This window comes from Serratia sp. CY33525 (genome assembly GCF_052169115.1).
GTDB lineage: Bacteria > Pseudomonadota > Gammaproteobacteria > Enterobacterales > Enterobacteriaceae > Serratia > Serratia sarumanii.
The window spans coordinates 60,935-82,683 of the sequence record NZ_JBJNLK010000008.1 but is presented as its reverse complement, the minus strand read 5'-3'; the positions used below and the strand labels follow the sequence as shown (position 1 = coordinate 82,683).

Genomic DNA, 21,749 nt, shown 5'->3' with positions numbered 1-21,749 from the left:
CAACACATTGAGAGTAGACGCATAACATGAACAAACATTCGATAGCAGTAACCGCGGGCAGCCTGGCGTTGATGACGCTGGCTTCGACGGCCGACGCGGCGATCGCGTTGGATCGCACGCGCGCCATCTATGTGAGCGACGCCAAATCGATCAGCCTTAACATAACCAATGAGAACAAAGAGTTGCCTTTCCTTGCTCAGGCCTGGATCGAGAATGCGCAACATCAAAAGATCGTTTCGCCGCTGGTGGTATTGCCGCCGTTGCAACGGGTGGAAGCCGGAGAACGCAGCGTCGTGCGCATTACCAAAACGCCGGAAGCCGAGCTATTGCCGCAAGATCGCGAATCGGTGTTTTATTTCAATTTGCGTGAAATTCCGCCCAAAAGCAGCAAAGCCAACGTGATGCAGCTGGCGCTGCAAACGCAGATCAAACTGTTCTTCCGCCCGAAGGCCATCGTCGCGCCGCAGGGTGAGATATGGCAGGAACAGCTGGTGTTCCACAAAACCGCCGACGGTTTCACCATCGAAAATCCGACGCCGTTCCACATCACGCTGACCGGCATCGCCCGTCAGACGCAGAAACAAGGCGGTGGCGCGATCGGCGATTTTCAGCCGGTGATGCTGTCCCCCAAATCCAGCGAAAAAGTGCGTTTGCGCGACCATGGGTTCGACGCCTTCGTCGTCACCTATATCAATGATTTCGGCGGCCACCCCGAGCTGCGCTTCACCTGCAGCGCTAGCCTCTGCACCGCCGCACCCGGAAAAAAATAAGGAGATACGCCATGGCTGACTTCACCGGCCGCCTGCGGCCTCTGCTGATCGGCGCCTTGCTGCTCGGCAACGGCGCCGCGATGGCCTCTCCGCCGGGAGAGGTTCAGGGCACCAGCGGCACCGTCGGTTTTCAGGGCGCTCTGCTGAGCTCTCCCTGCAGCCTGGCGCCGGACAGCCGCGATCAGTCGGTCGATCTCGGTGAGATCGGCACGCTCGCCTTCCGGCGTGTCGGCGATCAAAGCGCGCCGGTACGTTTTCGTCTCGCCTTTACCCATTGCCTGCTGGGCGCGCGGGCGCTGGCGGACAATCCGGCCGGCATGCGCAATGGCGATGCCGGCCTGCTCTACCTGCGGGGGGAGCAGGCCGCCACGCTGGTGTTCCTCGGTGAAAGCGATCCCGACAATCCGCAGTTGCTGAAGCTGCACGGCGGCGTACAAGGCGTTGGCCTGCGGCTAAAAGATCAACGGGGCCGTGCATTGTCCCTCAACCAACCCGGCGCCCCCTATGTCTTGCAGCCGGGCGGCAATACGTTGTGGTTCAGCGCTCAATTGGAATCAACCCGTCCGTTCATCGAAGCAAACCAATTCAAAGGAGTGGTGCATGTCCAGCTGGTCTATTTATAAACGCCTGGCGTTGCTGGGTTGCCTGGCGACGCCGTTCGGCGCTCAGGCGCTGGAATGCCATCTGAATACCGAGAACGGCATAACCGAAGAGAGCGAGGATATCGGCCGGTTGACCATACCGGCCACCTTACCGGTCGGCAGCCGGCTTTGGACCTCTAAACCGATGAGCCGCGACGTTATGTGCTGGGCGCACGCCAGCAAACCCAAGGGGGAATGGGTTTACTTCTATCCCAATCCGGACAACCGGCAGTTCGCCGCCGGCATCGCCATGGGGGTGATTTATAACGGCCGGGATCTCGGCTTGATCAACTCCCGAGTACAAACCGATATGTTTCGTACCCCCAAGCAACGGGAGCTCGGTCATGTCAACTATCAGGTTTATTTGCAAAAAACCGGAGAAATCACCGAAGGGGGCGCCAGTCAGATCGCCGTTTTTCAGCTCGATGGCGTAGGCGGCATCAACGTCCACCCGGGAAAAAATTACCGTTTCACCCTAACCGGGCTGGATAAAATCAAAGTGATCCAGTGCGCCGCTTCGGTGGAGCTTTCAACCCCGGAAGGCGTTGACTTCGGTGAGATCCCGACCTGGAAACCCAATGCGGGCACCGTAGCGAGCAAGGATTTCAGCATCTTGATCCGCAAAAACGGCTGCAGCGACAGCTTCGCGCTGGAGGCCAATTTCATGGTGAAAAACGGCACGCTGACCGACGCTACCGGCTTGAATATGGACAATGGTTCAACCTTGCGCATCCACGATAATTCCAACCCCAAATGGATTAAATACAATCAGTTCGACAGCTTTGCCGACATGAGTGGCCGCGATCAGGTGCAAAAATCCTACAGCGCCTCATTGCAGGCCAGCGGGGAAGGACAGGAAGGCAATTTCCGCAAGACCGTAATCTTGCTGATTAATTATATTTAATGGTGGTGATGATGAAGAGCTATCGGACAATCACCGCTCTGTGCGGCATCGGTTTTCTATTTTCCTCCGCAGTCGCGGCGGAAAATAAGGAAATAGACTTTTTCGGCTCCGTGGTAAGCAGACCCTGCAATATCGACCCGCAGTCTCTTCACCAGACCGTCGAGATGGATACGGTGTTGATCAAAACCTTGTACCGCTACGGCCATACCAACCCCGTGTCATTTTCCATTCGCTTAACCGACTGTAAAACCGCCGTTTTCAAATCGGTCACCGCCACCTTTACCGGCACCGAAGATGCCGAACTGCCGGGCAAGCTGGCGATCAACAATGGCGCCAACGGCGCCGCCATCGCGCTGTTCGACGGTGCTGGCAAAGCGATTGATCTGGGCACGCCGACCGATGCGGTGACATTGCAAGACGGCCCCAACGCCCTGAGGTTCAGCGCCTATGTCCAGGCCCGGCCGAGCGCGATGAAAGATAAAAGCCTTACCGAAGGCGAATTCAGTTCCGTCGCCAATTTTGTGCTGGCGTACCAATAAGCCCCGCACCGCCCCAGGGAAATCAGGAAAACGACCGGCGCGCGAACGCCGGCGATTGGCCGTCACCGTTCGCTCCGGCGCGGCGCCGCGGCCTTTTAAGGAGCCACCCATGCCAGATATTCGCTTCACGCTGTTCGACAGCGATAACTTCTACCAGCAGGGGCTGCGTCTGCTGCTGCAGGACTATCTGCACTCCCTGAACGAATGCCAACGCCTGTACCCGCAGTTCTCGCCGCTGGCGCTGCAGGCGTTGGATAACATCGAAATCGTGTTCCGCACGCCGGAAGAGCGCTGGGGCTGCGCCTGCTGCTACCGGAGCCCCTACGGCATCCCGCGCCAGCGGCAGCTGACCTTGCTGATCCTCGACGACACGGCCCAGCAACAGGTGAAAAACCTGTCTCCGCTGTTCAGCATCCACCGGCGCGACTCGGTTTACGCCATTCGCCTCAAGCTGCAGATGGCGCTGGAAAAATTCATTCAGCAGCCGTGGATGGCGCTGCACGCCGCCGACATATGGAAATGCCAGGCCTGCCGCCTCGCCGCGCTGAGCCACTGTGAGAAAAAGGTGCTGGGCCTGATGAGCAGCGGCATGTCCGCCTGTAGCATCGCCGGCCTGCTGCAGCGCAGCCAGAAAACCATCAGCGCCCACAAACGTTCGGCGATGCGCAAGCTGAACGTGCGCAAAAACAGCGAGTTGAATCGGGTGCTGCTGAATCAGCGGGAGCTGAACTGAGCGACAACAGGCTCGCGAGTGACGCCAGAGTGGTTTACTCTGAATACTCATTTTCGCACTGCAAAGCGAGCCGGAATGCATGCCCAGAACAGCCAAAGCCGTTGACGTCCCCGCCCTCGGCGAGCTCGATCGTCAGGCGGGTCAACTTAGCCACCAGCTGGCGCAGGCCCTGCGCCAGGCCATCCACCGGGGCGATCTGAAAGCGGGCGACCTGCTGCCCTCGACGCGCCGGCTGTCGGCGGCGCTGAATCTGGCGCGCGGCACGGTATTGGAGGCGTTCGCTCAGCTAACAGCGGAAGGTTTTCTCGAACCGCAGCCCGGCTCCGGCACCCGGGTCGCCCACTATCAGGCTCCGCGCCGCACGCCGCACGCCACGGTGCAGGCCGCTCCGTCCACAGCCGTGCCACTTTCCGCACAGGCGCAGCATCTGGCGCGCTTTGCCGCCCAGGCGCGGGCGTTGCCGCCGGTGCCGTTCACCGTCTCGGTGCCGATCGGCGATACCGCGCCCGACGATATCTGGCGGCGGCTCGGCAACCGCATCCGGGCGCGCGGCCCCGGCGCCCCGTCGGGCTATGGCGATCCGCTGGGCGCGTTGCCGCTGCGCGAAGCCATCTGCGACTATGTGCGCCGTTCCCGCTCGGTAAACTGCACGCCGCAGCAAATCCTCATCACCTCCGGCACGCAACAAGGGCTCTATTTGGCCGCACAGATCCTGCTGGACGCCGGCGACAGCGCCTGGGTGGAAGACCCCGCCTACGCCGGCATCACCGCTATTTTCGACAGCCTGTTTCGCGATCGGCGCATGATTAGGGTGCCCGTCGCCACCGACGGCATCGACGTCGCCGCCGGTATCCGCCTGGCCGCCGACGCCCGCGCCGCCTTTGTCACGCCGTCCCATCAATATCCGCTGGGCATGCCGATGAGCATGGCGAAAAGAAGCGCCCTGTTGGGCTGGGCCAAAGAGCGGCAGGCCTGGATCGTGGAAGACGACTACGACAGCGAGATGCGCTACGCCGGCCACCCGTTCCCTTCGCTGCAGGGGCTGGCGCCCGAGCGAACGCTCTATCTCGGCACCTTCAGCAAGGTGCTGTTCCCTTCGCTGCGGCTGGGTTACGCCATCGTGCCGCCACCGCTGGTCGACGCCTTTTTCGGCGCCAGGATCCTGATGGATCGCCATCCGCCCAGCGCGGATCAACACGTGCTGGCCGCCTTTATCGCCGAAGGGTATCTCGACCGGCATATCCGCAAAATGCGCGGCGTCTACGCCGAGAAACGCCGGGTGCTGATCGAGGCGATCAACACGCACATCCCCGCTGAGCTGGCGATAGTGCAGCCCTGCGATCAGGGCATGCACATGGTGCTGTGGCTGAGGAAAGATCTCGATGACGTGCGGGTCGCCCAATGCGCCAACGAAGCCGGATTGGCGCTGCGGGCGGTGTCGCCGATGTATGCGCCCGGCCACGGTGAGCCGGGTCTGGTGCTGGGATTGGGCGGTTACGCCGACCGCCAGGTGCAACAGGCGGTGGAACGGCTCGGCGAGGTGATCCGAGCCTGCGCCGGCAACGGCGCCTAGCGGGAAAAGCGCTTGGCGCCGAACACGCAAACCACCACGCCGGCCATCACGGCGATCATCATCGGCTGGACGGTTTCCTGCAGCAGCCAGCCCGCCAGCGCCAGGCCAAAGAACGGCTGCAGCAGCTGTAACTGCCCGACGGCGGCGATGCCGCCCTGCGCCAGGCCGCGATACCAGAAAATAAACCCAATCCACATGCTGAACACCGAGACGTAAACCAGCGACAGCCAGGCGGCGCCGCTGACGGCAGGCCAACCGGCCGGCGCCGCCAGCCAAGTGGCCGCCAGCGTCAACGGCAACGCCGCCACCAGCGCCCAGGAGATCACCTGCCAGCCGCCGATCCGGCGCGACAGCACCGCCCCTTCGGCATAACCCAGGCCGCACAGCAGCACCGCACCGATCATCAGCGCATCCCCTTGCCAGGCTCCGCCGCTCCCCTGGCTTAGCGCGAAAGCGCCCACCAGCACGGCGCCGACGCCTGAAAAAGCCCAAAAAGCGGGCTTGGGCCGCTCTCCGCCGCGCAAAACGCCAAAACCGGCGGTCGCCAACGGCAGCAGGCCGATATACACCAGCGAATGCGCCGAGGTGGTGTGCTGCAGCGCCAGCGCCGTCAGCAGCGGAAAACCGATGACCACGCCGAGCGCCACAAACAGCAGCGGCGGCAAATCGGCCCGCGTCGGCCGCGCCTGGCGGGTGATCAGCAGCGCACACAGCGCCAGCAAGGCGGCGATCGCCGCCCTGACCGCCGTCAGAAACAGCGGATCGAGCTCCAGCACCGCCACCCGCGTGGCGGGCAGCGAGCCGCTGAAAATAATCATGCCGAGGAAGCCGTTCATCCAGCCCTGGGGCGAATGCCCGGCGGCGGGATGCGCAGGGGGAACAACGAGAGTTTTTTCAGACTGACTGTCCGTCATGTGAACGCTCCGCACGCCTGAGGCATACCGAAATCGGCAACCCGCGAGGCGATATCATAGTGAAAGAGAACATCGTTCCCCGGCGTCACTTGCCGGGGCCAGGTTCTATTTTTCAGATAAAGCGGTTCACGGACAGGTCCGGATAGCGAGATTTTCACTGTGCCGGTTCCGCTAACGCCAAAGAAGGGCGTTTTTCGGGCTGTCCTTGGCCGTTTGGCGGCTCTGCCTGCGGGGTATCATGGACTTTTATGCGTTTTTGCAGAACAGGACAAGGTGCGGTGCCGTGGTGAAACCCTTCTTACGCAGTGGCAGTTTGGATGATGTGCTGGCTTTAGGCGAAAACGGGCAACCGGTCTACGCCTGCGCGCAGCAGCTGCGGGAAACCCTGCGTCTTCGCCGGCAGCAGCAGGCCGCCGACTGTCTGGCGATCCCCCAGCCGAACGAAAGCGGCACCCGCATCGACTGGTATGCGCCCTTCCCCGGCAAGGTCACCTCCTGGCTGGCGGCGAGCGACGCCCAGCGCGCGCAGGCGGTGCGCCACCTGGAACACTGCCTGACGACCTTCCGCAGCCTGACGGAACAGGCCCAGGCGACCGATCACCCCAGCCATCGCCTGTTCGGCGCGCTGCTGGCCAAAGCGATGCACATGCCCGACCCCAACCACGTTTACCTGGTGGACGATCGGCCGGTGCTGACCTTCTGGGGCTTTATCAAGCCGCAGGCGCAGAGCCCGGACGATCCGCTGGCCTGCCTGCGCCCGATCGAATCGGAAGTGGAAAAACCGGCGCCGATCGCCGCCGCACCGCGCAAGACGGCCGTTGTCGAACCGGTAAAACCGGCCCCGGCCGCCGAGCCTGAACCGGCGCCCGCCCCGGCAGCGCCTATCGAATCCTCTGCCGCCGTTCGCCCGCGCCGGCGCTACGCTCTCTGGCTGTTACCCGTACTGTTGCTGGGCAGTGCGGCGCTGGCCGCCTGGCTGCACCGCTCGCCGCCGCCGCAACCGGCGATGCCGGCGGAGGTCCAGCATCCGGCGCCGCCGGAAAAAACCGCCGCGCCGTTGCCCAAACTGCGCTTGCCGCTGGCGCACGCGACGCTGATGCCGCCGCCACCGGCGCCGGTCATCCCGCAGCCGCTGGACAAACATGCGCTGGTGCTGCCGCCCGAGGCGGTGAAGGCCGGCTCCACCCGTTTCCTTAATGGCAAATGGCGCGCCACGGTGGCGCTGAAAGACCCGATTACCGGCAAGCGCCCCAGCCTGCAATATCGTCTGAACGGCGGCAAAGGCATCGCCGTTATCGCCTACGGCGACGGCGTCAGCTGCCGGGTGGCGGTCGAAGCCGGGCTGATGCAGTCCGGCAATCTGGTGATCAACAGCCGCACCAAGGCGCGCTGCAGCGACGGCAGCCGCTACCAGATCCCGGAGATCGTCTGCCGCCAGGGCGACACCGGCGCGGCGGAGTGCACCGGCCGCTACGATGCGGACACCACCTATCCCATGACGTTCAAGCGCGAGAGTAAATGATGCTGGCACCCCTTACGGACTACAAACACGGCATTACGCTGATTCAGGACAGCGGCATTCAGTTTCTGGACTTTGCCCTGACGCCGCTGCTGGACGCCGAGTTTCCCGGCAAATTCGTGCGCAAGACCGCCAGCGGCCCGCTGCTGCGCCTGCAATGGGAGGCCGAGAGCGGCAAATATCAGCTGCCGGCCGTGGGCGACCAGGCCGCCGAAGTGGTGCGGCCGGAGTTCAGCTATCCGCTGCAGCAGTCGCTGCACCTGCTGGATAAGCTCTGGTTGCCGCTGCCCTGCTTGCGCCACACCCCGGCGGGCCTGTTCTTGTCGGGCCCGGACAACTGGGCGCGCCTGCAGGTGGTGCAGTTGGATGAACCGGATCAGGACGGCAACCTGCTGCGCGTGGTGCTGGCCTTCGACACCCGCGCCGCGGCGCCCGGCCAGGAGGCGCTGGCGCCGGGCGAAAGCGATCTCGGCACCGATCTCCGTTTCGCGCTGGCGCACCGCAACCACGAGCTGGGCGAGTTCCTCGATCTGACCTGGGTGGACGGCTGGCTGCGCGAGGCGTTCAGCCAGCGCGCCGCCGAGCGGGAGCAGCGCGCCGAAGTGGAGATCAACGCCGGGCTGAAAACCTTCGAGTATCAGGCGCACTACCTCAATCTGTTGCACATGCTTGGCCATCAGCTGGCGGTGCCGCAGATAAAGATGGTGGCGGCGACGCTGCAGCAACCGGCGATCGACGTCGATCTGGTGCTGGACGTCGGCAACTCGCACACCTGCGGCGTGCTGGTCGAGGATCATCCGGAGGAGAGCAACGGCCTGAAGCAAACCTACGAGCTGCAGCTGCGTTCGCTGTCCGAACCGCACCGCGTCTACAACGAACTGTTCGAGAGCCGGGTGGAGTTTTCTCGGGCCGGCTTCGGCAAGCCGCATCTGTCGTTCCAGAGCGGGCGCGACGACGCCTTCCAGTGGCCGTCCATCACCCGCGTCGGACGCGAAGCCGCGCAACTGGCGCAGCGGCGAACGGGCCATGAAGGCACTACCGGCATTTCCAGCCCGCGCCGCTACCTGTGGGACGAGGAGCGCTATGCGCCCGGCTGGCGCTTCAACGAGCAGCACGAGCCGATGGCCGCCGCCGCGCCGTTGACCACCCTGATCAACGACGAAGGCGTGCCGCTGTCCGCCCTGCCGACGGCGCAACGGCTGCCGGTGTTCGCCGCCCATTACAGCCGCAGCGCGGTGATGACGCTGATGCTGAGCGAGCTGCTGGCGCAGGCGCTGATGCAGATCAACAGCATCGCCCAGCGCAGCCGCATGCCGAACGCCGCCGCGCCGCGCCGTTTGCGCGCCATCATTCTGACGCTGCCTTCGGCGATGCCGAAACCGGAGCGCGAGATCTTCCGCCGCCGCATGCAGGAGGCGATCGGGCTGGTGTGGAAGGCCCTCGACTGGCACCCGCAGGATGCGCCGTTCGACGGCGCGCACGCCCGCTTCCCGGCGCCGCAGGTGCAGATGGAGTGGGACGAGGCCACCTGCGGCCAGATGGTCTATCTGTACAATGAAACCCAGGTGAACTTCGCCGGCCGCACCGACGCCTTTTTCGCCGCCATGGCCCGGCCCGACCGGCCGCTGGCGCCGGATGAGCAGGCGGGCAAAACGCTGCGCATCGCCTCCATCGACATCGGCGGCGGCACCACCGATCTGGCGATCACGCACTATTCGCTCGACGACGGCGTGGGCAACAACATCAAAATCAACCCGCGCCTGCTGTTCCGCGAGGGCTTTAAAGTCGCCGGCGACGATATCCTGCTGGACGCCATCCAGCAGTTTATCCTGCCCGCCGTGCAGCAGGCGTTCGAAGCCGCCGGCGTAAGCGCCGCCCCGGCGTTGATGGACAGGCTGTTCGGCAACGAAGGGCGTATGGACGGGCTTTCCACCCTGCGCCAGCAGGCCGCGCTGCAGATTTTCATGCCCGCCGGGCGCGCGCTGCTCGGCGCCTATGAAGAATACGACCCGCTGGACAGCCGGGCGGAAATCGCCGCCAGCCTGGGCGATTTGCTGCCGCAGCCGCCGACGCCGCAGGTGCTGGCGTTTATCAACGGCGAGGTGCAGCGCGAAGCCGACAGCGACGCCTTCGAGATTCTGCACACCCCGCTGGTGATCCGCCTGGCCGATCTGCACGCCGCCTTCTTGTCCGATCGCATCGGCATCGGCCGCTGCCTGCGCCTGCTGGCCGAGGTGGTGGCGCTGTATACCTGCGACGTGCTGCTGTTGACCGGCCGCCCGGCGCGTTTCCCCGGCGTGCAGGCGCTGCTGCGCCATCTGCAGCCGCTGCCCGCCAGCCGCATTCTGCCGCTCGAGGGCTACCACACCCGCAGCTGGTACCCGTTCAACAAACGCGGCCGCATCGACAACCCGAAATCCACCGCCGCGGTGGGCGCCATGCTGTGCCTGCTGGCGATCGACCTGCGGCTGGAGAGTTTTTACTTCAACGTCGGCGATTTCCAGCCTTACTCCACCATTCGCCACCTGGGCATGCTGGACGGCAACAACATGCTGGCGGACGATAACGTCTATTACCGCGACATCGATCTGGATCGCGCCGACTTCGCGCTCGACCCCGCCGGCAGCTTCCAGCTGCGCGGCCCGCTGCGCCTGGGCTTCCGCCAACTGGACAACGAACGCTGGCCGGCCTCGCCGCTCTATACGCTGACCATCAATGACGCCCAGCTGGCGCGCAAACTGGCCGGCGACGCGGTGATCACCCTGCGGCTGGCCATTACCGCCAGCGCCGAACAGGGCGCGGAAAGCGTCAGGATCGCGCAGGCGTTGCTGGCCGACGGCAGCCCCGTCCCGGCGCACCATCTGCAACTGAAACTCAATACCCTGGCTGCCAGCGCCTCCGGCGCGACCCACTACTGGATAGACAGCGGGAGCATTTACCCACGATGAAAGCTATCACTACCGCCCAATCGGCCCCGAACCACGCACTCAGTGCCGGCATTCTGCAGGCGATCGCCTGGGTGGACACCGCGCGCCGGCAGTCCACCCGTTTGGAACGGGAAGCCGATCGCCTGACGCTGCGCCTGCGCCGTTGCCATAACCGCGCACTGCAATTGGCGAAGGCACAACCTGCGCAGGTCGCTATCGGCCTGTACGGCCACAACGCCGCCGCCAAGGCCCACCTGCTGGCGGCGCTGGCCCCCGGCGCAGAAAGGCTGCACGGCGACGCCGCGCTGGCGGTGCGTTACTGCGCCACCGCGCCGACGCCGTCCACCGAGTATCCTCTCGCCCTCGCGCTGCTCGATGAAGCGCAGTGGCTGGCCATCACGCTCGATGCCGCCGCGATGGGCGGCTTCCGGCTGGACTGGGACGCCCGCGCGATCGCCGGCCATCTGCAAGCGTTGGCGCGTCACCGCCAAGCCGTCGCCCTCGACGGCCTCAGCGACAGCGATGTGCTGGCGCTGTGGGATAGCCAACGCCGCTACGGCGACAAGGGGCAACAGACGCTGGACAGGCATTTCTGGCCGCAGGCCGTGGCGCTGGCGCCGCAGTTGAGCATCGACGATCGCGCGCGCCTGTTTGCGCCGCTGTGGGGAGAGGAAACGACGCTGACGGCGCATTATCGCCAGCTGGCGCACACGCTGCATGCCCTCGGTAGCAGCCGACAGGTTCATGCTCCGCACCGCGCCTTACCGCTGCTGACCGCGAGCGCCGCAGCAGAAAACGCCGCGATCGTCGTGATGGCCGAACACGGCGGTGAACGGAAGATCGCGTTGAGCGATCTGACCTGGCTGACCGCCGAAGTCACCACCGTTCTGCCGCAGACGGCGCAGGCGGGCCTGCCCGCCGACGTGGCGCTGATCGACCTGCCCGGCAGCCGCGCCTGCCCGCAGGCGGAACCGACGCAGCGGCTGCAACAGGCGAAACGCGCCCATTTGCTGACCCGCTGCGCAGACGGCCTGCACGCCAACCTGCTGCTGGTGGCCGATGCCGCCGCCACGCCGCAGGACGCCGCCCGCGTCGGCCAGGCGCTCGCCAACTGGGTCAATCAGACTCAGGGAGAAACCCCGGCGCTACGCCAGCGCCGCAAACCCGGCCTGATCTGGGCGATCACGCCGTTCGATCAACGCGGGGAAGGCAAAGCGCGCCCCGACGACGCCGTACAGCGCCAGGTCGGCGAGCCCGGCGACAGCTGGGCCACGCTGCTGGCGCTGGATGAACAGGATTGCCGCCGCATGGTAAGTTACCTGGCCACCCAGGCGCGCCCGGCCCAGAAGCAAGCGCGCCTGCTCGAACAGCGCGAAGAGTTGCAGCGTGAGCTGACGGAAAGCCTGCTCGGCAACTGGCTCACCGCCGCCGCTCCGCACGCGGCGCAGCAACGCGGCCAACAGCTGCTGCGCGCGCTGCAGGCGCAGGCCGGCTGCCACGGCGAACTGCTGGAACGGCTGTTGCCGCAGCGCGATACGTTGCGCCAGCTTTATCAGCAACAGCAGCACGCCGCGCCGGCCCCGACGACGACGCCAGCGCCGTTCGGGCTCGACATCGATCTGTTCGGCGCACCGGAAACCCCGGCACCCGGCGAGCCCTCCGCGTCGCCCTTTGCCGCGCGGGTATTCGCGGATTGGAGCAACCATCTGCGCAGCCTGCCGGACAGCCGCCGGTTGCTGGAGCTGCTCGGCGTCGAAAAGCCGCACCTGGAACTGCTGGTCGATGCGCTGATCGGCGCCGCCTGCCGCCTGCGGCTCGATGATGAGCTGGAACGCGCGCTGTGCGCCGGGGGCCTGCCGGAACAGAGTGAAGATCGGCAAATCAGCCAGGCGCTGGCGATACTGGGCGACTTCGTCGCCTGGCTCGGCTTCCAGCGGCGCGATGCGGCAACGCGCCCCGAGAGCCGCGTCAACCCCGGCCAGCCGATCTTTACCCCGCCGCCGCAGCCGGCGGTGGACTGGAGCAGCCAGCAGCGGTTAACCCGGCTGGCGCCGACGCCGACCAAAAACACCGCGTTTTATATCTATGACTGGCTGATCGGCCTGCAAACCCTGCTGGCGGAGAATGCGGCGACGGAAAGCGCGCTCGGCGAGGCGCAGCGCGCGGCGTTGGAAGAGATCGTGGCGACTCTGCGATAAGCGGCGGCTCTGGCAGCAATAGGGGGCGAAAACAGGATAAATCGGGCGTTGCCGATTATGCTGATGAGTAACGCAGCGATTCTGGGAGAAAATCATGCCCCCTTTCAGCCTGAAGACTATCGATCATGTGGTTCTGCGCGTGCGCGATGCGGAAAAAAGCCTGCGGTTCTATACCCAGACGCTGGGTTGCGACATCGCCAAACGGCGGCCCGATATGGGGCTGGTGCACCTGCGCGCCGGAACGGCCATGATTGATCTGGTCGACGTGAACGGCCAGCTTGGAAAAAAAGGCGGCGACGCGCCCGATCCTCACCGGCAAAATGTCGATCACCTCTGCCTGCGCATCGATCCTTTCAACGAAGACGAACTGCTGGCCTATCTGCGATCGCAGGGGATCGCCGTCGACCCTGCTGAATCGCGCTACGGCGCGGAAGGCGACGGGCCATCGGTTTACTTCAGCGATCCGGACGGCAATCGCATAGAGCTTAAGGGGCCGGCGGCCGATTAAATCACGGTATGTTCCGGATGTCGGATAATCATAAAATAGCCTTCTAAATCGGCCTAGCCCCTTCACGCTGCTGAACGTTAACGCTCCTGCGCCGCCAACGCCTGGGCGCAGGCCCAGGCCGAGCTCCACGCCCACTGGAAGTTGTAGCCGCCCAACCACCCGGTCACGTCCACCACTTCGCCGATAAAATAGAGCCCCGGCGCCTTGTGGGCTTCCATCGTCTTGGAGGAAAGTTCGTTGGTATCGACGCCGCCGAGCGTCACTTCCGCCGTGCGGTAACCTTCGGTGCCGTTCGGCTGCACGCGCCAGTTCTGCAACAGCTCCACCAGCGCCGCCTGCTGCGGCGCATTCAGCTGCTTCAGCGTGGCCTCCGGCAGTTGTCCCAGGGTTTGCAAGCACTCCACCAACCGCTTCGGCAATTGCAGCGCCAGGGTGTTTTTCAGGCTTTGGTTCGGGTGCTGGCGGCGTTGATCATCCAGGAAGGCCGCCAAATCCAGCTCAGGAAGTAAGTTAATGCTCACATACTCACCCGGTTGCCAGTAGCTGGACAGCTGCAGCACCGCCGGGCCGGACAGGCCGCGATGGGTAAACAGGATGCTTTCACGGAAGCTGACGCCGTTCTCGGCGGTGATCACCGCCGGCACCGAGACGCCGGACAGCGTCTGCACATGCTCCAGCAGCGGCTTATGCAGGGTAAAAGGCACCAGCCCGGCACGCGTCGGCAGCACCCTGAGACCGAACTGCTCCGCCAGCTTGTAACCGAACGGCGAAGCGCCCAGCCCCGGCATGGACAAACCGCCGCTGGCCACCACAAGTGAGCGAGCACTCACTTTTTCACCATTCAGCGCCAGCGCGTAACCATGTTCGGTTTTCTCCACGCCCAGCACTTCGCTGCGCAGGCGCACCGTCACCTGGCCCAGCTCGCACTCTTTGACCAGCAGATCCACCACCTGCTGCGCCGAGTCGTCGCAGAACAGCTGCCCCAGCGTTTTTTCATGGTAGGCGATGCCGTAGCGGTTGATCAGATCGATGAAGTCCCACTGGGTGTAGCGCGCCAGCGCCGACTTGCAAAAGTGCGGGTTGTTCGACAGGTAGGCCGCCGGTTCGGCGTACATGTTGGTAAAGTTGCAGCGCCCGCCGCCGGACATCAGGATCTTGCGGCCCGGTTTTTTGCCGTTGTCGAGCAGCAACACGCGGCAACCGAGTTGCCCCGCCTGCGCGGCGCAAAACATGCCGGCGGCGCCCGCCCCAATCACTACGACATCAAACTGTTCCACCTGAGCCTCTCTTATCAAAACCACAATCGCGACAAAAGGGCGCCATATTACGCCGTTTCGCCGCCGGTCACCGCCAAATTCACGGCGGCAGATTGTAAAGCCCCGGCGCCGCCAACGCCATAGTAAGAAAATATTACAGAGGTCAGAGGAGAATAACGCATTGATATTCCATATTTTTGTTATAGGCGCGTCATCGTTTCGTCATGTCCAAATCAAAAAAACGTCATATTTTCCTTTTCCCCGGCCCCGGTTGTCACTGATAATGCGCGGCGTTCATGTCCACAAACTGGCGTAACGCTTATGCTGCATTTGTTCGCTGGCCTGGATTTCCATACCGGCCTGATGTTAATTCTCGCATTGTTGTTCGTGTTGTTTTATGAAGCCATCAACGGTTTTCATGATACGGCCAATGCGGTCGCTACAGTTATTTATACCCGCGCCATGCGCTCGCAACTTGCGGTCGTGATGGCAGGTTTGTTCAACTTTCTTGGCGTAATGCTCGGCGGTTTGAGTGTTGCTTACGCCATCGTCCACTTGCTGCCTACCGATCTGTTGTTGAACGTCAGTTCAGCACACGGATTAGCCATGGTCTTCTCCATGCTGTTGGCGGCAATCATCTGGAACCTCGGCACCTGGTATTTCGGTCTGCCGGCCTCCAGTTCCCATACGCTGATAGGCGCAATCATCGGTGTCGGTTTAACCAACGCCCTGATGACCCACACTTCGGTGGTGGATGCGCTTAACGTCCCGAAAATGATTGGTATTTTCCTTTCTCTGCTGTTCTCGCCGCTGGTCGGCATGATGGTGGCGGGAGTGATGGTGTTCGCCTTGCGCCGCTATTGGAGTGGCACCAAGAAACGCCAGCGTATCCACATGACCCCTGCGGAACGTGAAAAGGTCGACGGCAAACGCAAGCCGCCGTTCTGGACCCGTATCGCGCTGATCCTGTCGGCGATTGGCGTCAGCTTCTCGCACGGCGCCAACGACGGCCAGAAAGGCATCGGCCTGATCATGCTGGTGCTGATCGGCGTTGCGCCGGCCGGCTTCGTGGTCAATATGAATGCAACCGGTTATGACATCACCCGTACGCGTGACGCCGTGACCCACCTGCAGCAATATTACCAGCAGCACGGCGACGCGCTGTCGCATGCGGTGTCGTTGACGCCGCTGGTGCCAAGCCCGGATGACGAAGCTGCGCCGAACAAGCCGGCCGAGTTCCACTGCGACAGTTCGCGCGCCATGCCGGCGATCGAGCTGGCTCAGGGCATGCTGACCAACCTGCAAAGCTACGATCAGCTGACGGTTGAGCAGCGCAGCCACCTGCGCCGCCTGCTGATGTGCGTGACCGACACGGCGGATAAAGTCGCCAAGCTGCCGGAAACCTCATCCGCCGACCAGCGCTTCCTGAAGAACCTGCGTCAGGATCTGCTGCAGACCGTCGAGTACGCGCCGATGTGGATCATCGTCGCCGTCGCGCTGGCGCTGTCGCTCGGCACCATGGTGGGCTGGAAACGCGTGGCCACCACCATCGGCGAGAAGATCGGCAAGAAAGGCATGACCTACGCCCAGGGCGTATCGGCCCAGATGACCGCGGCGCTGTCTATCGGCGTGGCGAGTTATACCGGCATGCCGGTCTCCACCACCCACGTCCTCTCTTCGGCGGTTGCCGGGACGATGATCGTGGACGGCGGCGGCGTGCAGAGCAAAACCGTGAAGAACATCCTGTTGGCCTGGGTACTGACCCTGCCAATCTCGATTCTGCTTTCCGGTGCGCTGTATTGGGTTGCGTTGAAGCTGATCTAAGCGATAAGCATCATGAGGAAGGCGGCCGCAGGGCCGCCTTTTTTTTGCCTGCATCAAGGGAAACAGGAAGGCATTAATACCAGATCATCAGCGCTATCAGGCTGATGACCACCAGGCCGCACAGGGCCGAGGTCAGCATGAACTGCCCGCGCACCCGCTCGCAGCGGCGAATAAACTCCGGATCGTGGTGCTCGACATAGCGTTGCGCAAAGATATAGCGCACCAGCCTCAGCTGCTTGCTGGGTTGCCCGTGGGCGGTGAAGAAACCGCCGCCGTCGACGTATTGGTACAGCAACGGGTCACAGCCGCGCAATACCACCAGCAATGCGCGCAGAGAAGAGTAATACCGCACCATGTTAACCACACACACCACACATAAGGCCCAAAACAGCGCGACGGTACTGATCATGATTACCCCCTCAAGGCGTTGTTATCCGCGGCCATCCGCCGGGTCCAACCGCCCTACCTCATTACCCGATACTCTGCTGGAGCTTACCGCTCTCATCCCCTTTTTTGCCTGCACGGGCCATGCCCATAACCCACCGCCTCCAGAGACGTTACCGCACCGCACAGAGAGATTTGCACGGCGTGATTCCACTCAGAGGGGAAATGGTGAGGCCCATATTCATCATTGTAGGTTAATGAAACGCAAACTGGCCTGATCAGTGGATAAAATTTACCGCCACGCGCCGAAACGCCCCCGCCGGGGCGTTATAAGTGATAACCGTTCGTCTGCAATTAGTCGTTTTTCCTGGATAGTCTATCCCGCCCCACGCCGCTGATCTTTCCCCCCACGCTGGCTAGACTCAGGTTTCCGTTACGCTCATCCAAGGAAACTGTTATGGCAAACCATTCAATCAAGGGAAAAATCGTCCTGATCGCCGGCGGCGCCAAAAATCTCGGCGGGCTTATCGCGCGCGATTTGGCTGAACAAGGCGCCAAAGCGGTAGTGATCCACTACAACAGCGCCGCCTCCAAAGCCGAAGCCGATAAGACCGTCGCCGCCATCCAGGCCGCCGGGGCGCAAGGCGTCGCGCTGCAGGCCGATTTGACCACCGCGGGCGCGGTCGAGAAGCTGTTCGCCGATGCGGTCGCCGCCGTCGGCAAGCCGGATATCGCCATCAATACCGTCGGCAAAGTGCTGAAAAAGCCGATGGTCGACATCAGCGAGGCCGAGTACGACGAGATGACCGCGGTCAACGCCAAAACCGCATTCTTCTTCCTGAAAGAGGCGGGCAAACACCTCAACGACAACGGTAAAATCTGCACGCTGGTCACCTCGCTGCTCGGCGCCTTCACGCCGTTCTATGCCGCTTACGCCGGCACCAAGGCGCCGGTGGAGCACTTCACCCGTGCCGCCGCCAAGGAGTTCGGTGAGCGCGGCATCTCCGTGACGGCGGTCGGCCCCGGCCCGATGGACACCCCGTTCTTCTATCCGGCCGAAGGCGCCGATGCGGTGGCGTATCACCAAAGCGCGGCGGCGCTGTCGCCGTTCAGCAAAACCGGCCTCACCGATATCGAAGACGTGGTGCCGTTCATCCGCCATCTGGTCAGCGACGGCTGGTGGGTTACCGGCCAAACTATCCTGATCAACGGCGGCTATACTACCAAGTAACGCCGCATGGGGGCGCGCGTCTGGCGTCCGCCCCCGCCAGGAGGCGCAGCGTAGAGGATATTGCAATGCACATGCTAATGGTCATTGGCGGAGGCGTGGTTCTCCTGGGATTGTTTGTGCTGTTCGGCTGGCTCTGGGGCGCCAGTGCGGCGGGCATGGCGCTGGCGGCAAAAATTTTCGTCCCGGCCTGGTTGCTGATCGCGGCGGTCAATATGTGGGTGGGCGTCGCCCACGCGGGCTACAGCCTGCGGGCGGAGTTGCCGATCCTGCTGCTGGTGTTCGCGATCCCCGCCGCCATCGCCGCGTTCGTATTCTGGCGCCTCGCCCATGTCTGAAAGCGCCGGCGACCTGCTCAACGTGGTGACGCTACTGGGCGCCGCCGTGGTGGCCGTGCCGCTGTTCAAGCGCTTGGGGCTGGGCTCGGTGCTGGGTTATCTGGCCGCCGGTTTGGCGATTGGGCCGTTCGGCTTTGGTTTGTTCAACGATGCGCAGACCATCCTGCACACCGCCGAGCTTGGGGTGGTGATGTTTCTCTTCATCATCGGCCTGGAGATGCGGCCTTCTCATCTGTGGAACATGCGGCGCGATATTTTCGGCCTGGGCAGCCTGCAGGTATTGAGCTGCGGGCTGCTGCTCACCGCCATCGGCATGGCCTTCGGCTTTTCATTGGCCATCTCCTTCATCTGCGGCATGGGATTCGTGCTGACGTCTACCGCGATCGTCATGCAGCTGTTGGGCGAACGCGGCGACATCGCCAGCCCGCGCGGTCAGAAAATCGTCGCCGTATTGCTGTTTGAAGATCTGATGATTGTCCCGCTGCTGGCGCTGGTGGCGTTCATCGCGCCGGCCGGTTCATCGACGCCGGTATCCGGTTCCGCCTGGGGCGGCATCGCCATCGCCGCCGGTGCGCTGGCCGCGCTGGTGGCGGCCGGCATCTGGCTGCTGAACCCGCTGTTTCGCATTCTGGCGCACGCCAAAGCGCGCGAAGTGATGACCGCAGCCGCGCTGCTGGTAGTGCTCGGCGCCGCTTTGCTGATGCAGCTGGGTGGCCTTTCCATGGCCATGGGCGCCTTTTTGGCCGGCGTGCTGCTGTCGGAATCGACGTTCCGCCATCAGCTCGAAGCCGACATCGAGCCCTTTCGCGGTCTGCTTTTGGGGCTGTTCTTCCTCGGCGTCGGCATGTCTCTCGATCTGGCCGTGGTGGCGCGCAACTGGCCGCTGATCGTCAGTGGCGTGCTGGCGATGATGTTCATCAAAGGCCTGTGTATTTACTGCGTGGCCCGGTTGACGAAAAGCTCGCACGGTGATGCTCTCGACCGCGCCGTACTCATGGCGCAAGGGGGAGAATTTGCGTTTGTGCTGTTCGCCGCTGCGCTGGCCAATCAGGCGCTGCCTGCGGAAGCCAACGCCAACATGACCGCCGTCGTGGTGCTGTCGATGGCTTTGACACCGCTGGCGGTGTTGATCCACCAACGCCTGCGCGCCTCGTCCGACGCCTCGTTGGACGGCACGGAACAGCCCGCCGGCTTGACCAACAGCGTGCTGATCGTCGGGTTCGGCCGTTTTGGTCAGATCGTCAGCCAGCACGTTTTGGCGATGGGCGCCGATATCACCATTATCGACCGCGAACCCCAGGTTGCCCGCGACGCGCAAGACTTCGGCTTCAAAGTTTACTATGGCGACGGTGCGCGCATGGATGTGCTGCATGCGGCGGGCGCCGGCCACGCCCGCGCCATCTTGGTCTGCATTGACGATCCGCAAGCCGCCACGCAGATTGTCGAACACGCCAAAACCCACTTCCCGCAGGCCCGCGTGCTGGCTCGCGCTCATGACCGCGAACATGCCATCGCGCTGATCAAGGCCAATGTGGATTACCAAATTCGCGTCACCTTAGAGTCCGCCATGTCTTTCGGGCATGAAGCTATGTTGGCGTTGGGCTCCGATCCGGAAACCGCGGCGGATTTGATGGCCGAGCTGCGGCGCAAGGATGCCGAACGGTTGGCGATGGAGGTGTCCGGCGGCATTTACGCCGGTACATCGATGATTTTGGGCAATGCGCCGACCAAGGCGAAGAAGGAATGACGGGCATGCCGACCCTTTTCCGCCGGCGCAGCGATGCGCTCGCGGCCGATAATCAAACGGCCGATGAGGTGGTGCGGTTTTGGCAAGACGCCGGCGCAGAGCAATGGTTCCGGCAGGATCCGCGCTTCGACCAACGCTTTCGCGCGCGCTTTTTGGGCCTGCATCTGGCGGCGGCCCGGCGTGAACGCGACGACTGGCTTAAGACGCCGGAAAGCGCGCTGGCGCTGATGATCCTGCTCGACCAGTTTCCGCGCAACGCTTTTCGCAACACCGCCCACATGTACGCCACCGATCCGCTGGCGCGCCGCTTCGCCCGCATCGCCATTGCGGCGAACTACATGCAGGCCGTCGAGCCTTCGCTGCGCCTGTTTTTTTGCCTGCCGTTCGCCCACTCGGAAAATCTCGCCGATCAGGATCTTTCCGTGGCGCTAAACGCTCAACTGGGGCCGGCTGAACGCGCGCACGCCGAGGGACACCGCGATATCATCCGCCGTTTCGGTCGTTTCCCACATCGCAATCAGCTGCTGTTGCGCGATACTACCACGCAGGAGCAAGCCTTCCTGGAGCAAGGAGGGTTTGCCGGATAACGCCGCAGAATGCTTTAAGCGGCAATAATAAGGACAATAACGGGCGCATCGATGGACAGATTCAATCAATACCGCGTATTCGTGCAGGTAGCGGAGATGGGCAGCTTTATCCGCGCAGCCCATGTGCTGGAGGTGCCGCGCGCCTCGGTGTCCGCCGCCGTGCAACAGCTGGAAACGCAGCTGGGCGTGCGCCTGCTGCACCGCACCACGCGGCAGGTGCGGCTGACCGCCGACGGCGAACAGCTGCTCGAGCGGCTGCGCCCGCTGCTGGCCGAGGTGGAGGATATCGATCAGTCGTTTCAGGCCAGCCAGCGCCAGGCCTCCGGCCGGCTCAGCGTCGACGTGCCGAGCCGCATTGCCCGCCGGCTGATCGCGCCGGCGCTGCCCAGCCTGCTGCGGCGCCACCCCCACCTGCAGCTGGTGCTCGGCTCCGCCGATCGCGCCATCGATCTGGTGCAGGAAGGGGTCGACTGCGCGGTGCGCGTCGGCGATCTGCACGACAGCAGCCTGGTGATGCGCCCACTCGGCCATATCGCGCTGATCAACTGCGCCAGCCCCGCCTACCTGAGCGAATTCGGCCATCCGCTTCAGCCCGCCGATCTTGCCGAGGGGCACAGGAGCATCGGTTACGCCTCGCCCAAAACCGGCCGCGAATCCCCCTGGGAATACCTGACCGACGACGGCCATACCCAGCGGCTCGAACTGCCCAGCCGGGTGGTGGTCAACAACGCCGAGAGCTATATCGCCTGCTGCCGCGCCGGGCTGGGGCTGATGCAAATCCCGCGCTACGACGTGCAACACCTGCTCGACGCCGGCGAACTGGTGGAAGTCCTGCCCGCTTACCGCGCCGCCTCCATGCCGATCGCCCTGATCTATCCCCATCGTCGCCAGCGCTCACGCCGCCTGGCGGTGTTTCACGAGTGGTTTGAAAGCCTTCTGCAGCCGCATCTGGAGCGCTGATTGCGCATTTAGCGCTATACTTTGTTTAATAACGCTTATAATTCAAGCGGTCAGACCGGCAGCATCCGCATAATCAATAGGCTTTTACGCCGCGCGGGTGTACAACGAAAGGTATCGGGCGGAGAGATTTTCGATGCGGCGCAGTGTGATCGCCCCAACATATCATTGCGTTATCCGAATGATACTATGGAACCAAAAG

General features: G+C 63.5%; 19 protein-coding genes. 16 read left to right on the top strand and 3 right to left on the bottom strand.

Annotation, left to right across the window (positions count from 1 at the left end):
- Positions 1-26 precede the first annotated feature (26 nt).
- From ACJ8IM_RS18760 to pdxR, 6 genes are all read left to right on the top strand, one after another.
- Positions 27-770, top strand: coding sequence for a fimbrial biogenesis chaperone (locus tag ACJ8IM_RS18760; protein ID WP_033654467.1), 744 nt, complete (start codon positions 27-29; stop codon positions 768-770).
- An 11-nt stretch (positions 771-781) separates the two neighbouring features.
- Positions 782-1,393 (top strand): fimbrial protein, encoded by a 612-nt coding sequence (locus tag ACJ8IM_RS18755; protein WP_033654468.1) that lies wholly within the window; start codon positions 782-784, stop codon positions 1,391-1,393.
- Positions 1,371-2,315: a fimbrial protein gene (locus tag ACJ8IM_RS18750; RefSeq protein WP_033636360.1), complete on the top strand. Its 945-nt coding sequence runs from the start codon at positions 1,371-1,373 to the stop codon at positions 2,313-2,315. Before ACJ8IM_RS18755 ends, ACJ8IM_RS18750 begins: the two co-directional genes overlap by 23 nt.
- A complete protein-coding gene (locus ACJ8IM_RS18745) occupies positions 2,315-2,854 on the top strand; it encodes a fimbrial protein (RefSeq protein WP_086556970.1) in 540 nt (179 codons plus the stop codon). Before ACJ8IM_RS18750 ends, ACJ8IM_RS18745 begins: the two co-directional genes overlap by 1 nt.
- A gap of 109 nt (positions 2,855-2,963) precedes the next feature.
- Positions 2,964-3,587 (top strand): helix-turn-helix transcriptional regulator, encoded by a 624-nt coding sequence (locus ACJ8IM_RS18740; RefSeq protein WP_033649366.1) that lies wholly within the window; start codon positions 2,964-2,966, stop codon positions 3,585-3,587.
- A 79-nt stretch (positions 3,588-3,666) separates the two neighbouring features.
- Complete coding sequence (pdxR, locus tag ACJ8IM_RS18735; protein ID WP_033654469.1) at positions 3,667-5,160, top strand: MocR-like pyridoxine biosynthesis transcription factor PdxR; 1,494 nt, start codon at positions 3,667-3,669, stop codon at positions 5,158-5,160.
- Here pdxR and ACJ8IM_RS18730 read toward each other — a convergent pair.
- Entirely contained in the window at positions 5,157-6,074 is a 918-nt protein-coding gene (locus ACJ8IM_RS18730; RefSeq protein WP_033654470.1) for a DMT family transporter, read from the bottom strand. The genes pdxR and ACJ8IM_RS18730 overlap by 4 nt on opposite strands.
- 283 nt (positions 6,075-6,357) lie before the next feature.
- Between ACJ8IM_RS18730 and ACJ8IM_RS18725 the strand changes: the two genes are divergently transcribed.
- The 4 genes from ACJ8IM_RS18725 (at position 6,358) to ACJ8IM_RS18710 (ending at position 13,226) form a co-directional block, all read left to right on the top strand.
- A complete protein-coding gene (locus ACJ8IM_RS18725) occupies positions 6,358-7,596 on the top strand; it encodes an SrfA family protein (RefSeq protein WP_033654471.1) in 1,239 nt (412 codons plus the stop codon).
- Positions 7,596-10,541: a virulence factor SrfB gene (locus ACJ8IM_RS18720; protein WP_033654509.1), complete on the top strand. Its 2,946-nt coding sequence runs from the start codon at positions 7,596-7,598 to the stop codon at positions 10,539-10,541. The genes ACJ8IM_RS18725 and ACJ8IM_RS18720 overlap by 1 nt, the downstream gene beginning before the upstream one ends.
- A complete protein-coding gene (locus ACJ8IM_RS18715) occupies positions 10,538-12,718 on the top strand; it encodes a virulence factor SrfC family protein (protein ID WP_033654472.1) in 2,181 nt (726 codons plus the stop codon). Before ACJ8IM_RS18720 ends, ACJ8IM_RS18715 begins: the two co-directional genes overlap by 4 nt.
- A gap of 94 nt (positions 12,719-12,812) precedes the next feature.
- A complete protein-coding gene (locus tag ACJ8IM_RS18710; RefSeq protein ID WP_033654473.1) occupies positions 12,813-13,226 on the top strand; it encodes a VOC family protein in 414 nt (137 codons plus the stop codon).
- Positions 13,227-13,303: 77 nt separating this feature from the next.
- Here ACJ8IM_RS18710 and ACJ8IM_RS18705 read toward each other — a convergent pair whose 3' ends face one another.
- On the bottom strand, positions 13,304-14,503 hold the full coding sequence (locus ACJ8IM_RS18705) for an NAD(P)/FAD-dependent oxidoreductase (protein ID WP_033654474.1): 1,200 nt from the start codon (positions 14,501-14,503) through the stop codon (positions 13,304-13,306).
- A gap of 300 nt (positions 14,504-14,803) precedes the next feature.
- Between ACJ8IM_RS18705 and pitA the strand changes: the two genes are divergently transcribed.
- Entirely contained in the window at positions 14,804-16,306 is a 1,503-nt protein-coding gene (gene pitA / locus ACJ8IM_RS18700; protein WP_033636373.1) for an inorganic phosphate transporter PitA, read from the top strand.
- A 73-nt stretch (positions 16,307-16,379) separates the two neighbouring features.
- Here pitA and uspB read toward each other — a convergent pair whose 3' ends face one another.
- Positions 16,380-16,715 (bottom strand): universal stress protein UspB, encoded by a 336-nt coding sequence (uspB, locus tag ACJ8IM_RS18695; protein WP_016930435.1) that lies wholly within the window; start codon positions 16,713-16,715, stop codon positions 16,380-16,382.
- A 432-nt stretch (positions 16,716-17,147) separates the two neighbouring features.
- Between uspB and ACJ8IM_RS18690 the strand changes: the two genes are divergently transcribed.
- From ACJ8IM_RS18690 to ACJ8IM_RS18670, 5 genes are all read left to right on the top strand, one after another.
- On the top strand, positions 17,148-17,921 hold the full coding sequence (locus ACJ8IM_RS18690; RefSeq protein ID WP_033654475.1) for an SDR family oxidoreductase: 774 nt from the start codon (positions 17,148-17,150) through the stop codon (positions 17,919-17,921).
- Between the two features lie 65 nt (positions 17,922-17,986).
- Complete coding sequence (locus ACJ8IM_RS18685; protein ID WP_033636375.1) at positions 17,987-18,256, top strand: hypothetical protein; 270 nt, start codon at positions 17,987-17,989, stop codon at positions 18,254-18,256.
- Positions 18,249-20,003: a monovalent cation:proton antiporter-2 (CPA2) family protein gene (locus tag ACJ8IM_RS18680; protein WP_033654476.1), complete on the top strand. Its 1,755-nt coding sequence runs from the start codon at positions 18,249-18,251 to the stop codon at positions 20,001-20,003. Before ACJ8IM_RS18685 ends, ACJ8IM_RS18680 begins: the two co-directional genes overlap by 8 nt.
- A 5-nt stretch (positions 20,004-20,008) precedes the next feature.
- On the top strand, positions 20,009-20,590 hold the full coding sequence (locus ACJ8IM_RS18675) for a DUF924 family protein (protein WP_051917637.1): 582 nt from the start codon (positions 20,009-20,011) through the stop codon (positions 20,588-20,590).
- Positions 20,591-20,641: 51 nt separating this feature from the next.
- A complete protein-coding gene (locus tag ACJ8IM_RS18670; protein ID WP_033654477.1) occupies positions 20,642-21,550 on the top strand; it encodes a LysR family transcriptional regulator in 909 nt (302 codons plus the stop codon).
- Positions 21,551-21,749 lie beyond the last annotated feature (199 nt).

Bases quoted from the DNA above. Each gene is read 5' to 3' on its own strand.
- ACJ8IM_RS18760 (WP_033654467.1), top strand. From the start codon at position 27: ATGAACAAACATTCGATAGCAGTAACCGCGGGCAGCCTGGCGTTGATG.
- ACJ8IM_RS18755 (WP_033654468.1), top strand. From the start codon at position 782: ATGGCTGACTTCACCGGCCGCCTGCGGCCTCTGCTGATCGGCGCCTTG.
- ACJ8IM_RS18750 (WP_033636360.1), top strand. From the start codon at position 1,371: ATGTCCAGCTGGTCTATTTATAAACGCCTGGCGTTGCTGGGTTGCCTG.
- ACJ8IM_RS18745 (WP_086556970.1), top strand. From the start codon at position 2,315: ATGGTGGTGATGATGAAGAGCTATCGGACAATCACCGCTCTGTGCGGC.
- ACJ8IM_RS18740 (WP_033649366.1), top strand. From the start codon at position 2,964: ATGCCAGATATTCGCTTCACGCTGTTCGACAGCGATAACTTCTACCAG.
- pdxR (WP_033654469.1), top strand. From the start codon at position 3,667: ATGCCCAGAACAGCCAAAGCCGTTGACGTCCCCGCCCTCGGCGAGCTC.
- ACJ8IM_RS18730 (WP_033654470.1), bottom strand. From the start codon at position 6,074: ATGACGGACAGTCAGTCTGAAAAAACTCTCGTTGTTCCCCCTGCGCAT.
- ACJ8IM_RS18720 (WP_033654509.1), top strand. From the start codon at position 7,596: ATGCTGGCACCCCTTACGGACTACAAACACGGCATTACGCTGATTCAG.
- ACJ8IM_RS18715 (WP_033654472.1), top strand. From the start codon at position 10,538: ATGAAAGCTATCACTACCGCCCAATCGGCCCCGAACCACGCACTCAGT.
- ACJ8IM_RS18710 (WP_033654473.1), top strand. From the start codon at position 12,813: ATGCCCCCTTTCAGCCTGAAGACTATCGATCATGTGGTTCTGCGCGTG.
- pitA (WP_033636373.1), top strand. From the start codon at position 14,804: ATGCTGCATTTGTTCGCTGGCCTGGATTTCCATACCGGCCTGATGTTA.
- uspB (WP_016930435.1), bottom strand. From the start codon at position 16,715: ATGATCAGTACCGTCGCGCTGTTTTGGGCCTTATGTGTGGTGTGTGTG.
- ACJ8IM_RS18690 (WP_033654475.1), top strand. From the start codon at position 17,148: ATGGCAAACCATTCAATCAAGGGAAAAATCGTCCTGATCGCCGGCGGC.
- ACJ8IM_RS18685 (WP_033636375.1), top strand. From the start codon at position 17,987: ATGCACATGCTAATGGTCATTGGCGGAGGCGTGGTTCTCCTGGGATTG.
- ACJ8IM_RS18680 (WP_033654476.1), top strand. From the start codon at position 18,249: ATGTCTGAAAGCGCCGGCGACCTGCTCAACGTGGTGACGCTACTGGGC.
- ACJ8IM_RS18675 (WP_051917637.1), top strand. From the start codon at position 20,009: ATGCCGACCCTTTTCCGCCGGCGCAGCGATGCGCTCGCGGCCGATAAT.
- ACJ8IM_RS18670 (WP_033654477.1), top strand. From the start codon at position 20,642: ATGGACAGATTCAATCAATACCGCGTATTCGTGCAGGTAGCGGAGATG.